This is a genomic window from Larkinella sp. VNQ87, assembly GCF_049445795.1.
Taxonomy (GTDB): domain Bacteria; phylum Bacteroidota; class Bacteroidia; order Cytophagales; family Spirosomataceae; genus Larkinella.
In genome coordinates this window covers 19,025-31,054 of the sequence record NZ_JBMSDT010000008.1, presented here as the reverse complement: position 1 = coordinate 31,054, position 12,030 = coordinate 19,025, and the positions used below count along the sequence as shown (strand labels likewise).

Genomic DNA, 12,030 nt, shown 5'->3' with positions numbered 1-12,030 from the left:
ATGGAGTACGCAACCGATCGGCGGGTTTTCTCGCCGAATGATATTGACTTGCGGTTTTCGCCCTTGCGCGGATCGATCCAGGTTGAAACCTACGTGCTGGGGGCGTTCAATCCGGGTCTGGCGCGGTTGCCCAACGGGAACCTGCTGATCATCGTTCGGGTGGCCGAAGCGCTTCAGCAACCCATTGTCGGGGAACAGATTCACGCCATTCGGTGGGACGATACGCGGGGCTACGTGCTCGATTCGTATCCGCTGGCGGGTGTCAACGCGGCCGATCCCCGCAAATTTCAGGTGCTGGGCCATCCCTACAAGGTGATGGCCCTCACGTCGCTTTCCTGGCTGCTGCCCGTCGAACTGACGCCGGATGGGACGGAGGTCGTCAGAGTGCATTATGACAAAATCATTGCGCCCGAACGAAGCTATCAGGAGTATGGCGTGGAAGATGCCCGGATTACACAGATTGGGGATACCTACTACATGACAACCTGCTCGGTCGGTTCGGAGCGGCATTGCACGACGCTGTATACCTCGACGGATGGACTGAACTACCGCTTGCAGGGCATCATCCTGGACCACCAGAACAAGGACATGGTTTTTTTTGAGGGCAAAATCGGCGGGCGGTTTTATGCCCTCACCCGCCCGCTGGGCGATCTGTACTTTGCCGCCCGGCCCGATAGTGAGTTTTACCCCGGTCCGTCGATCAACCTGGCCACGTCGCCCGATGGGCTGCACTGGAAACCAGTCGATGAACCCCTGATCCGCGCCCGGAGAGGCTCGGCTTCGACCCTGAAAATCGGCGGAGGAACGCAACCCATTCTGACCGATCAGGGTTGGTTGTTGCTGTATCACGGTGTCGAACTACGCGGGCTGGTGGGTATTTACCGGACATTCTGGGCGTTGCTCGATGCGGCCGATCCCCGCAGAATTCTCCGATGGGAAGACCAAAAGCCAATTCTGGAAGCCAATCCGGTCATCACGGAACCCGTCAAAGATCAGCTTTATTTGACCGATGTGGTGTTCACGACCGGGATCCTCGATGCGGGCGATCACTACATCGTGGCTTCGGGCGAAGCCGATCTGGTGTGCCGGATCACTCACCTGCCCAAAACCGTGTTTGCAACGCCCTGACCGCACCGGGCCATTTTTGGATTGCCCCGTTCCCTAACTATTCCTCGGGCTCATCAGACCCCTTCCTGAAAAAGCCAGTTAAAACAGCAAACATAAACTTCCGCAGTATTGAGGTTTCCAAGATGTAGGAAGGGTTTAGCCGATCCAGCACGTTTGATGGTTGCTGAAGCCGCTTCAGTTCGCCATTCTCCGCTGTAAACAAAACCTGAATATGGAAAGCAAAGCTAAGTTACTGGGCCACCCGGCTCATCAGATTCTTGTGGTATTCCCGCTGGGATTGCTGTTCACCTCTTTCATCTTCATGCTCGTGTATTTGTTCAACGATAATCCTACAATGTCTGTCGTATCGTACTGGATGACGGTTTCGGGCATCATTGGCGGATTTGTCGCGGCTGTACCGGGCGTTATCGACTGGGCCGCTATCCCGTCGAATACCCGCGCTAGGCGCGTTGGAGCCATTCACGGGATCGGGAATGTCGTTGTCCTGGCGCTTTTTATTCTGAGTTGGCTCTTCCGGCGAAACGAACCGGATTATATGCCGTCGGCAGCCGCCGTGGTGGTGTCACTGCTGGGTTTTCTGCTCTCGGGCGTAACGGGTTGGCTCGGGGGTGAACTCGTTGATCGCCTGGGTGTTGGTGTCGATCATCAAGCGCATTTGAATGCCCCCAATTCTTTGTCGGTTCGGTCAACGGTTAATCCTGGACCGATCCGTTAATAGACCATTTTGGTCTGACTTTTCACGAATAAACACGAAAGGAAAACACCTATGTTAGCCATGAATTACCGGGGGCCGTTTCGGGTCCGGGTCGACCGGAAACCGTATCCCGAAATCCTTCACCCCAACGACGCCATCGTGCGCGTTACCCGTTCCTGCATCTGCGGTTCTGATCTTCACCTGTACCACGGGCTCGTCCCCGACACCCGGGTGGGCATGACGTTCGGGCACGAATTTACCGGCATCGTCGAAGCGGTAGGACCGTCGGTGCAAAATGTGAAAGTGGGCGATCATGTACTGGTTCCCTTCAACATTGCCTGCGGCCAATGTGCATTTTGCAAACAGGGCCTGTTTGGAAATTGCCACGAATCGAACCCCCAGGCAACGGCCGTTGGCGGTATTTATGGGTATTCGCACACGGCGGGCGGTTATGACGGCGGGCAGGCCGAATACGTCCGGGTGCCGTATGCCGATGTAGGCCCAACGGTGATTCCCGACGATATGGACCCCGACGATGCCGTGTTGCTGACGGATGTCGTACCGACCGGCTACCAGGCGGCCGAAATGGGCGGCATCAAAACCGGCGATACAGTGGTTGTGTTCGGAGCCGGACCGGTCGGGATCATGGCGGCTAAATCGGCCTGGTTGTTTGGGGCCGGGCGGGTCATCGTGATCGATCACCTCGAATACCGGCTGGAGTTTGTCCGGCGCTATGCCCAGTGTGAAGCTTACAACTTCCGGTCACTGGAAGACCCGGTTTTGTTCCTGAAGAAAACCACCGACTGGTTCGGTGCGGATGTCTGTATTGATGCCGTCGGGGGCGATGCCGCCGGAAACGCCATGCAGACGATTACTGGCCGGAAAATGATGCTTCAGGCGGGTTCGGCGACAGCCTTGCACTGGGCAATCAACTCGGTCAAAAAAGGCGGAATCGTGTCCATCGTAGGCGTCTACGGCCCGACCGACAACCTGGTGCCCATCGGCAACGTTGTCAACAAAGGCATCACGATTCGGGCCAACCAGGCGTCCGTGAAGCGTTTGCTACCCCGATTGATTGAGCACGTTCGGGCGGGTCGGATCGATCCCAAAGGCATCATTACACACCGGGTGCCGCTGGAGGAAGCCGCCGATGCGTACCATATTTTTTCGGCCAAACGCGATAATTGCATCAAACCGGTGCTGATTCCGCCCATGGCCCGAAGCTAAAATAGTTTACGGTTTATAGTTTACAGTTTATGGATTTTTGGAATAAGGTGCTAATGATCAATAGGTTGTTGTTGATCAGGAACTATAAACTATAAACCGTAAACTATAAACTGTAAAAACGAATCATACTTCATGGAAAATAAACCCAACGATTATTCGCACATCAACGGCTGGGGCATTGACGCCGATCCGCGCAATGAACCCACCTACCCGATCAAACACTATACCGGCGACGATCACCAGCGCATTCGGTGGGATCGCCCCCCGCAGCAGCCGGAAACCGTCGAGGTATTGCATTCCAACGAACGCCCGTACGTCACGGCGGTTTTCGGAACTTCGGTGCCGCCGATGGGCCTGAGCGGAGCCATTCGCCGGTATGCCTTCAAGTACAGTGAGTCCAGCTACGGCCACTGGCTGCCGTTGTTGCTGGCCGACCGGGTCAACGTGGTGGAAGGCATCATCGATGACCTGAAGCACGGCCATGTTCCGAATATTTTCGCTGAAAAAGGCTGGAAAGCGGAGTGGAAACACAACCGGGGAGGGCTGATTCAGAAAGTAGCCGTAGGGGCGCTGGCAGCTACGGTCGTGATCGCCTGGCTGAGCCGGGATACCAAAAAGCTGGCAAGACGGTGAAAAAAGGAAATGTAAAATAATAAATGTAAAACGCTAAATGTAAAAGGAAAGCGCTGCCGCTACATAATCCACGGTTTTACTTTCAGCATTTTACATTTATTATTTTACATTCCAAGACACGGTCTCCCATTTGTTGGAGTAAACAAAAGTAACCGCACTATCCCCAGGAGGAACTTGACCGGCCCGGCTGGCGATGGGCCGACAGCTGAATGGCTTTCCTGCAAGACTTGGGCAACCAACTCATTGCCGGACTGCTCCACTCGGCTGTGGCCCCCTTTTAGCCCCCTTACCGAACGGCCGCTGGTATCCGCATTTGCCTGATCGGAATCGACGTGCTTTTATCAGTGTCTCAATACCCGGCCGCTTCCTAAATTTGTTTGCGGAAAGTGTCTTCCCGGTGCCGATGATCCAGTTATACTTTTCCGAAGGAAATTTTTGAAAAAATCGATGCTGGATCAAAAATGAGGTTCAGCTTATCAAACTTCTTCCCCAAACGGAAGGTTATTTAATCATATGAATACGACGAATTCTACATTGACACAGCAATTTACACCCGAACTGGACGTACACCGACGGTCACTCGGTGTCACATTTACCGGAGACGGGATGGCAGAGGTGGTCGTCTGGGCTCCGTTAGCCGAATCGGTCGATTTGCTTCTGATTGACCCATCGGATTGTCTGCCGCTGGAAAAGCAAACGCAGGGGTATTGGACACTGAGCACCGCACGGCTCCAGCCCGGCGATCGGTACCAGTTCCGGCTGAACGGTGAAAAAGTGCGGCCCGATCCGGCGTCACTGGCGCAACCGGAAGGGGTTCATGGGCCGTCAGGAGCCGTGGATACCACCCGGTTTTCCTGGAACGATCCGGACTGGCCAAATCTGCCCTTGGAAGAGTATGTGATCTACGAGCTTCACGTCGGGACGTTTACCCCCGAAGGAACCTTTGAAGGCATTGCCCGGAAGCTGGATTACCTGAAGTCTCTGGGCGTCAACGCCATCGAAATCATGCCCATTGCCCAATTCCCCGGCGACCGCAACTGGGGCTATGACGGGGTGTTGCCTTACGCGGCCCAGGATTCGTACGGGGGGGCGGCTGGGTTGCAGCAATTGGTCGATACCTGCCACCAGAAGGGTATGGCCGTCATTCTTGATGTGGTGTACAACCATTTCGGCCCCGAAGGAAATTACTTCACCGACTTCGGGCCGTACCTGACCAGCAAATACTGCACGCCCTGGGGTGACGCCATTAACTTCGACGATGTTTGGTCTGACGGCATCCGGCGGTTTTTTATCGAAAACGTCCTGATGTGGCTCCGGGATTTCCACATCGATGCCCTGCGGTTGGATGCGGTTCACGCCATCAAGGACTTTAGCCCGGTGCATATTCTTCAGGAAATCCGGGAGCAGGTCGACCGGCTGATGGAAACCACGGGTCGGCAGCACTACCTGATTGTGGAAAATGACCTGAACGACCCCCGGTTTATCAATCCGCTGACCGAGCAGGGTTTTGGCATGGATGCACAGTGGATGGACGAATTTCACCACGCGTTACGGGTAGCCTCCGGGGAGGAGCGACGGGGCTATTACTCGGATTTTGAAGGAATTGCCCATGTCGCCAAATCGTATCGGGATGCCTACGTGTACGATGGGCAGTTTTCGGCACACCGCAAACGGCACTTCGGCCGGAAAGCCCCGGAGCGTTCGGGTGCGCAGTTTGTAGTGTTCTCCCAAAATCATGACCAGATCGGCAACCGGATGCTCGGCGAACGAACCAGCCAGTTGGTCAGTTTCGAAATGCAGAAACTGCTGGCGGGGGCCGTGCTGGTGAGTCCGTTTCTGCCGCTGCTATTCATGGGCGAAGAGTGGGGCGAATCGAACCCGTTTCTTTACTTCGTGAGCCATACCGACCCCGAACTCGTCGAAGCGGTCCGGAAGGGCCGAAAGCAGGAATTTGCTTGTTTCCACGACGAAGGCGAGGTGCCCGACCCGGTGGCAGTCACTACGTTTCAGCAATCCAAATTACAGTGGGAGCTATTGTCGCAAGAACCGCACCAGACGCTGTTTCGGTATTACCAGACACTCATTGCCCTTCGGAAACAACATCCTGCTCTGCGGCACTTGAGTCGCCTGCAACTCGACGTGCGTGTGGATGAAGACCGGCAAACCATCCGGCTGCACCGCTGGCATGGCGATCAGCAGGTGTTTTGTCTGTTAAATTTTTCGACGGAACCGCAGGAGGTGGCCCGGCCGGAGAAGAGCGAAGGCTGGCAAACCTTGTTCGACTCGGCGGACCCGCAATGGACACCGGGTGGATCAGGCAGTCAACCACCGACTCGCCCGGACTCCCACTCGGGACAATCGCCGGACGACAGAGCCTGGCTGCTGGCACCGGAGTCGATCCGGATTCTTTCGATACAATGACCCAATAGGATTTACCAGTCAGATCACCAACACGAAGACCGGGATTGGGCAACCGAAACTGCTTCCGGCGTCAAAACAACTATGCTCAAGATTGGGTATCATTCATCGCACGAACAGTTTAAGCCCAGCACCTTGCTGAGCAATGTACAACGGGCCGAGCAGGCCGGTTTTACGGCCGCTTCCTGCTCGGATCATTTTCATCCGTGGACCGAAGAGCAGGGTGAAAGCGGGTTTGCCTGGTCGTGGCTCGGAGCGGCTCTGCAGGCGACACAGGTTCCGTTTGGGGTGGTCAATGCCCCCGGACAGCGGTATCATCCCGCCATCATTGCTCAGGCAGCGGCTACGCTGGCCGAGCTTTTTCCGGAACGGTTCTGGATTGCCGTGGGTTCGGGACAGGCCCTCAACGAACACATTACCGGTGAACGATGGCCTAACAAAGCCGAGCGGAATGCCCGCTTGAAGGAGTGCGTGGACGTGATCCGGGCGCTTTGGAAGGGCGAAACCGTCACGCACAAGGGCCTGGTCACGGTGGATGAAGCCCGGTTGTATACGCTACCTGCCATAAAACCGCTGCTGATTGGGGCCGCTGTAACCGCCAAAACCGCCGAGTGGGTAGGCGGTTGGGCCGACGGTTTACTGACGATCTCGCAGCCGCCCGATGCGTTGCGGAAGGTGGTGGAAGCGTTTCGCCGGGGTGGGGGCGAGGGAAAACCGATGTACCTGAAAGTCCAGCTTTCGTATGATCGAACGGAGGAGCGGGCGCGTCAGGGAGCTTACGACCAATGGCGGGCCAACATTTTTCCAAACAATATGCTGACGGAACTGCGGATGCCGGAGCAGTTCGATGCGGCTGGTCAGTTCGTCAATCTGAAGGAAGTCGACCGGATGGTGCGGATTTCGGCCGACCTTCGTCAGCATCTGGACTGGCTCCGGCAGGACCTGGACCTGGGCTTCGAGCGGCTGATGCTGCACAACGTCAACCGGGAACAGGAGCGGTTTATCGATGATTTTGGTCAACACGTGCTGCCGGATCTGCTGCCAAGCTAAATCACGGATCAACAACTACACGTATGGACCACGCGGAAACAGTTCAGGACTCTTTTAAAGTGACCGCCTGGCAACGAATCAGATTCAGCCCCAATCGGTTGAGAACCTGTACAGCCGACGCGGCAAGGACGGAACGGTGCTGTATTCGCTGGTCAAACTCGCTGCCCGGACATCCCGAAGGCGGCACGCTGGCACCTTTGTGTTTTCTCAAAGGCCATGCGGTTTCGATGGTGGTGGTGCTGATCAACGCCGAAACCTTTCCGGAGGCCCACCAACTTGTGAGCAACCTGCACGGAATCATGGGACATTTCCTGTACCTGCAAGCTAACGCCCGACATACGAAACGATGAAAATTTTACCGTTCTAGGAGCGTTTGCCGTCAAACTTTCCCTTTGTAATCCCAGTGGTCTTTGATGAAGGCTCCGGAAGTATCTTTCACCAGCCGCCGGGTGAACTGATCGCCCCGGATGATGCCCTGCTCGTTGGCTTGTCCGACAAAAGCCAGTACCGCATTGCCTTCCTCATCCGTTTTCAGGGCGACGTCATAGCGGCCAAATCTGAACGACACCAGTTTCGATGGTTCGTATTTTTTGGTTAGGTGTTTCAGTAAGCGGTTTCCGATTTTCATGGGCTTGCGGGGTAAGTTCGTGAATTCTGGTGCTACAACGAACCGGCAAATCCGGTTCACTTCTGTGAAACCAAAAGCAACGTTTGGGCCGGATAGTTTTGGGGGGAGAGCCGAAATGAGGCTGCGGTCGTCTGGCCGAATCCTCATTTCAGGCCGGAACCAGGCGGTTACTTGTACACCATAAAATTGTAGCTGGTACTGCCCGGATGCGAGAGATTCAGATACCCACCCGGAATGATCTGATGGAATGCCTGTACGAAGATGTCTGGATGTCAGCGCCTAGGCGATTCCGCTAACCTTTTGTATACCGGGGCCGACCTGAAGTGGGAGATTCGGAATAAGCTCGATCAGCCCAGTAGCAACGAATAGGTCTTGTGCCCTGGGCTGGCCGGTCTGAATCGCTAGTTACGGCGGCAATTTGTTCCCTGAAGATCACGGTACGGTTGTAAACATCTAAAAGCAATCCTGGTTTTGTGAAAAGAACTGTGGTGCAGCCGATGAAACGGATTGAAAACGAATTTCTTCCGCTCAAACTCCTGACGACGAACTGTAAAAGAGAACGATATGAAAAAGGGATGGCTTATTGCGCTCGGAATTCTGTTCATTGGCTTTATCGGTGCGTATGTCTGGTATAGCCGACTGAAAAACCGGGCGGAGGACGAAGGGGGCGCTTACAACGGAACGCTCAAACCCCGGCTGGAAATGAGTACGCTCCAGATTACGAGCATTGATGACGACCGGATCCGGATGAATGTCAAACTGCTGATTGATAATCCCTTGCCGGTGGGCTTCAAAGCAAAAGGGCTGAAGTACACTATTCTGATGGCCGATACGCCGATCGCGGAAGACGCTTACGAGAAGCCGATCGAAGTAAAATCCGGTGATAGTACCCTGGTAACATTGCCGGTCGAGCTGATCAATCAAAAGCTGCTTACCGTACTTAAGACGCTGGAACAAAACGATGTCGACAGCACGACGTACACCGTTCGAAGTACATTTGATCTGGATGTGCCGATTCTGGGCAACCGGACGTTTGAACAGACCATTACAAAGCGTTTGCCGACGTTTTTTCTGCCCAAAATCAACGTGGAAGATCTGGACCTGGCCAAACTGGGCCTGAAAGAAACCGAGGTAGCCGCTAAAGTCAGCATTACGAATAAAAACCGGTTTCCGTTCAATTTTACCGATACCCACTACACGGTAATGATTGAAGGGAAAGAAATCGCCGAGAGCGATCAACCCGAACCGATTCTGATCAAAAAGCAGGCGACAACCCCGGTGGTGTTTCCAATGACGGTGAAACCCGGCCAAACCCTGGGGCTGTTGCCCAAGATGGTGTTTGACAAAAAGGACACGCCTTTTCTGGTGACATTCCGGTGCAAGATCATCGACAAAGGAGGGAATTCCATGTTTCAGAACAGCCAGCTAAACACCGTCATCCGGGGCACCCTGGCCGATTTCAAGAAAGATTGACGAAACACCTATGTACACCATTGCGATCCACGGTGGTTCGGGGACCATCAACCGGACCGTGATGGAACAGTCGGAAAACGTCTTTCTGCTGGGAACGGGGGCCGAAGTTTTTGCCCGCGAACACCAGTTACCGTTCGAACCAGACGATTATTTTTCCACCGAACACCAGTTTCAGCAAGTAAAGGAAGCACAGGCCGAAAACCGCACCCGGTTGGATCACAGCCGTAAAAACACCGGAAGGGGAACCGTCGGGGCCGTGGCTCTCGACAGCCGGGGCAACCTGGCTTCGGCAACCTCGACGGGTGGGCTGACTAACATGCAATACGGCCTTTGCCCACTCCGGCGCTGGTCCCGGCGATCACCAGTGGTTCGGCCAGGTAGCGTTCGTGCAGGAGTGGGCAAAGGCCGTATTATTAAAAACGTCATCAATTGTTGCTCCAGGTCCAACTTTATCACGATTAACTTGTGCCAGCGCGTGGGCCAGTAGTTGGGTCCTCTCAGGGCGCGAATGTCGATCATTTTCATGTTCACAAATTCCTAGGTGCAAGGGAAAACTCATGAAACCGGAAATGTTCCCGGTTTTATAGGAAATGAGACTGCGATTCGAAGAACTTTAACATTTGATGGAGAGCCGGGGGTATAAAAGAATGAACGTAGCCACTTGGTCGGCTACGTTCATTACTTTTTACCAATCATTACACCTCATACTTACCGTTGTGAACCGTTCTGGTTCGGAGAGTTTGCAGAATCCGATGAGCTACCGGTTTTCTGTGAACGTTTCGCTTTTTTGTTGCCTGAACCGCTACCGGACATCCCCTGCGCACCTGAACCGCTGGCAGATGGAGATTCGACTCCCGCCGAAGACTGGTCGCTCGACCGACGGCTCCGGCTTTGTTGTCCCGTGGTGCCCTGCGTGTTGCTGCCCGCCCCCTGCCGACCGCTGGTGCCGGAAGTTTGGCCATTGGCCCCGGTTACAGTACGTCCTGAATTCCCGGATTGTTCGCTGGCACCGGAAGTAACCCCGGTTGAACCGCTGGTTTGACCGCTCCCGCTGGCACCGGTCTGTTCCTGGCTGGAAGAACTGCTGCTGGAAGTCGATTGGGCCTGCGATCCGATTGTAGTCGCTGCTATGAGCATCACTGCCACGATTAATACTTTTTTCATCGCTGAGTTTTTCTAATTTTTTGGTGACTTTATCCGTAAACCGACTGCATCAGACATACGATGTGAAAAAAAGAAAAGAGTTAGGATTCGGTCTAGTATTAAATGAAACGATAGATGTAGTACTCTTTTTGAGAGGAGGTTGGGTGATTATGCCACTTATTTTATTCGTTGGTCCAAATACTCATTGGATAATGGGTTGGAAATGTATGCCGAGTTCAAGATAGTTCTATTGGTTCAAATCCTAACCCGGTTGAATCAATGGAAGAGATCAAAACTTTATTTTACCCGTTGCTGGGATTGCTACTCGCAGCAGGCTTACTCCTGCTTTATGTGTTGTCGACGGAAAAAAAACGTGCTCCCAAAAAAACACGGAAGAAAAAGCGCAAGCGAGTAGCCGCCTATCCGTTTGACCCTACTCCTTGACGTGTGAAAGAGACTACTTTGGTGAATGATCCAATGCAGCAACGGATCCGCCGGATTGTTCTGGAGTACTACGGATCGATGCCATTTGAACCGGTTCAGGCTGATTTAGAAGCCTGGCTGCAAACACTTTGTCCGACCGAACAGGAAATCTATCGCTGGATGGGGCTCGGTACCTGTCGGGACATGCTGGCATTCCGACAGTTCTGTTTTCGGAAGCAGGGATACCGTTTGGAATCGTACCTGGCTGAACGACTAACGATGGAAGAGTTTCGGTATTGGCTGAACCGGATGTGAGGGGCGAAAACACAAAACCGCAGGTCCGGAACCTCACCATCTGGGTGGAAACCTCTTTGTTACGAACCAATTGTAGTTTAAAACCGGTATGCCCGGGTCCGAACAATTGATTCGACTACCCGGGACTGAACAAAAAATCGGACTGCCTTATGAAAAATATGAAAAACTGGCAAAAACCTGGAATTCTGGTGATGGGCCTGTTTATGGGTCTGATGAGTTGCGCGCCCAAGGTACGGGTCGACACCGCACAGAACGTTGATTTTTCCCGGTACAGATCCTATGCCTGGATGGAACCGGATGTGAAAGCAGGTGAAAATCCGCTTTATTATAATCACATTGCCACCCAGAACGTCGAGCAAACCATCGAGCGGGCGCTGAATCAGCGTGGCTTGCGAGCCTCGAAACGACGTCCTGACCTGCTTGTCGGCTACCATTTTTTCGTCGAACAGAAAACCCGGACGGTTGCTCAGCAGGCCGGGCCGGTTGGACTTTACGGACCTTTTTATGGTTGGGGCCGCTGGGGATGGCGGGGATGGGGGCCATCTTGGTGGGGCTGGCGTAGCTGGGGCCCAATGTATACCCAGGAGAAATACGAAGCCGGAACGGTGGTAGTCGATATGGTCGACGCCCGGACCAAACAGCTTATCTGGCGGGGCTGGGTCGAGAACGCCATCGGAAATCCGTCGCGTATCAACGATCAACTTACCCGGGAGGTGGCCCGAATTGCCGAGCAGTTCCCGCAAAACCGCTCGTAACGAACCCGATACAGGGGCGCCGGTTCAGGGAATTGTCGAAAAGAATGACAGGGCCGGTTCCTCATTTTTAATGCCTCTTGTTCGCCAGACGCGCCAGCGCCGGGTTCTCCCCAAAGTAAATAGTATCTAAACAGACGATTGCC

At 54.1% G+C, this 12,030-nt stretch carries 14 protein-coding genes; 12 read left to right on the top strand and 2 right to left on the bottom strand.

Features of this window, described 5'->3' with window-relative positions; all coding sequences use genetic code 11:
- The 7 genes from ACO2Q8_RS14835 to ACO2Q8_RS14805 all read left to right on the top strand — a co-directional run bounded on the left by ACO2Q8_RS14835 (position 1) and on the right by ACO2Q8_RS14805 (position 7,500).
- Entirely contained in the window at positions 1–1,128 is a 1,128-nt protein-coding gene (locus tag ACO2Q8_RS14835) for a glycosidase (protein ID WP_423345613.1), read from the top strand.
- Between the two features lie 211 nt (positions 1,129–1,339).
- Positions 1,340–1,843, top strand: a complete 504-nt coding sequence (locus ACO2Q8_RS14830; protein ID WP_423345612.1) for a DUF2231 domain-containing protein — start codon at positions 1,340–1,342, stop codon at positions 1,841–1,843.
- 51 nt (positions 1,844–1,894) lie between these two features.
- Positions 1,895–3,049, top strand: coding sequence for a zinc-dependent alcohol dehydrogenase (locus tag ACO2Q8_RS14825; RefSeq protein WP_423345611.1), 1,155 nt, complete (start codon positions 1,895–1,897; stop codon positions 3,047–3,049).
- 132 nt (positions 3,050–3,181) lie between these two features.
- Positions 3,182–3,682, top strand: coding sequence for a hypothetical protein (locus ACO2Q8_RS14820; protein WP_423345610.1), 501 nt, complete (start codon positions 3,182–3,184; stop codon positions 3,680–3,682).
- Between the two features lie 513 nt (positions 3,683–4,195).
- Positions 4,196–6,103, top strand: a complete 1,908-nt coding sequence (gene treZ, locus ACO2Q8_RS14815) for a malto-oligosyltrehalose trehalohydrolase (RefSeq protein ID WP_423345609.1) — start codon at positions 4,196–4,198, stop codon at positions 6,101–6,103.
- 81 nt (positions 6,104–6,184) lie between these two features.
- On the top strand, positions 6,185–7,150 hold the full coding sequence (locus ACO2Q8_RS14810; protein ID WP_423345608.1) for a TIGR03885 family FMN-dependent LLM class oxidoreductase: 966 nt from the start codon (positions 6,185–6,187) through the stop codon (positions 7,148–7,150).
- 98 nt (positions 7,151–7,248) lie between these two features.
- Positions 7,249–7,500 carry a hypothetical protein gene (locus ACO2Q8_RS14805; protein WP_423345607.1) on the top strand — a complete coding sequence of 84 codons (252 nt, stop codon included), beginning with the start codon at positions 7,249–7,251 and terminating at the stop codon, positions 7,498–7,500.
- Between the two features lie 29 nt (positions 7,501–7,529).
- Here the strand turns inward: ACO2Q8_RS14805 and ACO2Q8_RS14800 are convergent, their stop codons facing one another.
- The gene (locus tag ACO2Q8_RS14800; protein ID WP_423345606.1) at positions 7,530–7,778 is read right to left on the bottom strand and encodes a hypothetical protein; all 249 of its coding nucleotides are present in this window, start codon (positions 7,776–7,778) and stop codon (positions 7,530–7,532) included.
- A gap of 564 nt (positions 7,779–8,342) precedes the next feature.
- Here ACO2Q8_RS14800 and ACO2Q8_RS14795 point away from each other — a divergent pair.
- Both ACO2Q8_RS14795 and ACO2Q8_RS14790 read left to right on the top strand, forming a co-directional pair.
- The gene (locus ACO2Q8_RS14795; RefSeq protein WP_423345605.1) at positions 8,343–9,251 is read left to right on the top strand and encodes an LEA type 2 family protein; all 909 of its coding nucleotides are present in this window, start codon (positions 8,343–8,345) and stop codon (positions 9,249–9,251) included.
- A 10-nt stretch (positions 9,252–9,261) separates the two neighbouring features.
- Entirely contained in the window at positions 9,262–9,738 is a 477-nt protein-coding gene (locus ACO2Q8_RS14790) for an isoaspartyl peptidase/L-asparaginase (RefSeq protein ID WP_423345604.1), read from the top strand.
- A gap of 221 nt (positions 9,739–9,959) precedes the next feature.
- On the opposite strand, the gene ACO2Q8_RS14785 is transcribed toward ACO2Q8_RS14790, so the two are convergent.
- Entirely contained in the window at positions 9,960–10,415 is a 456-nt protein-coding gene (locus ACO2Q8_RS14785) for a hypothetical protein (RefSeq protein WP_423345603.1), read from the bottom strand.
- 258 nt (positions 10,416–10,673) lie between these two features.
- On the opposite strand from ACO2Q8_RS14785, the gene ACO2Q8_RS14780 reads away from it, so the two are divergent.
- The 3 genes from ACO2Q8_RS14780 to ACO2Q8_RS14770 all read left to right on the top strand — a co-directional run bounded on the left by ACO2Q8_RS14780 (position 10,674) and on the right by ACO2Q8_RS14770 (position 11,887).
- Complete coding sequence (locus ACO2Q8_RS14780) at positions 10,674–10,838, top strand: hypothetical protein (protein WP_423345602.1); 165 nt, start codon at positions 10,674–10,676, stop codon at positions 10,836–10,838.
- Between the two features lie 3 nt (positions 10,839–10,841).
- Positions 10,842–11,132, top strand: a complete 291-nt coding sequence (locus tag ACO2Q8_RS14775) for a hypothetical protein (protein ID WP_423345601.1) — start codon at positions 10,842–10,844, stop codon at positions 11,130–11,132.
- A gap of 149 nt (positions 11,133–11,281) precedes the next feature.
- Entirely contained in the window at positions 11,282–11,887 is a 606-nt protein-coding gene (locus tag ACO2Q8_RS14770) for a DUF4136 domain-containing protein (RefSeq protein WP_423345600.1), read from the top strand.
- Positions 11,888–12,030: the final 143 nt, after the last annotated feature.

What these genes read in the sequence shown, in the direction of transcription:
- ACO2Q8_RS14835 (WP_423345613.1), top strand. Translation starts at nt 1, where the DNA reads ATGGAGTACGCAACCGATCGGCGGGTTTTCTCGCCGAATGATATTGAC.
- ACO2Q8_RS14830 (WP_423345612.1), top strand. Translation starts at nt 1,340, where the DNA reads ATGGAAAGCAAAGCTAAGTTACTGGGCCACCCGGCTCATCAGATTCTT.
- ACO2Q8_RS14825 (WP_423345611.1), top strand. Translation starts at nt 1,895, where the DNA reads ATGTTAGCCATGAATTACCGGGGGCCGTTTCGGGTCCGGGTCGACCGG.
- ACO2Q8_RS14820 (WP_423345610.1), top strand. Translation starts at nt 3,182, where the DNA reads ATGGAAAATAAACCCAACGATTATTCGCACATCAACGGCTGGGGCATT.
- treZ (WP_423345609.1), top strand. Translation starts at nt 4,196, where the DNA reads ATGAATACGACGAATTCTACATTGACACAGCAATTTACACCCGAACTG.
- ACO2Q8_RS14810 (WP_423345608.1), top strand. Translation starts at nt 6,185, where the DNA reads ATGCTCAAGATTGGGTATCATTCATCGCACGAACAGTTTAAGCCCAGC.
- ACO2Q8_RS14800 (WP_423345606.1), bottom strand. Translation starts at nt 7,778, where the DNA reads ATGAAAATCGGAAACCGCTTACTGAAACACCTAACCAAAAAATACGAA.
- ACO2Q8_RS14795 (WP_423345605.1), top strand. Translation starts at nt 8,343, where the DNA reads ATGAAAAAGGGATGGCTTATTGCGCTCGGAATTCTGTTCATTGGCTTT.
- ACO2Q8_RS14790 (WP_423345604.1), top strand. Translation starts at nt 9,262, where the DNA reads ATGTACACCATTGCGATCCACGGTGGTTCGGGGACCATCAACCGGACC.
- ACO2Q8_RS14785 (WP_423345603.1), bottom strand. Translation starts at nt 10,415, where the DNA reads ATGAAAAAAGTATTAATCGTGGCAGTGATGCTCATAGCAGCGACTACA.
- ACO2Q8_RS14780 (WP_423345602.1), top strand. Translation starts at nt 10,674, where the DNA reads ATGGAAGAGATCAAAACTTTATTTTACCCGTTGCTGGGATTGCTACTC.
- ACO2Q8_RS14770 (WP_423345600.1), top strand. Translation starts at nt 11,282, where the DNA reads ATGAAAAATATGAAAAACTGGCAAAAACCTGGAATTCTGGTGATGGGC.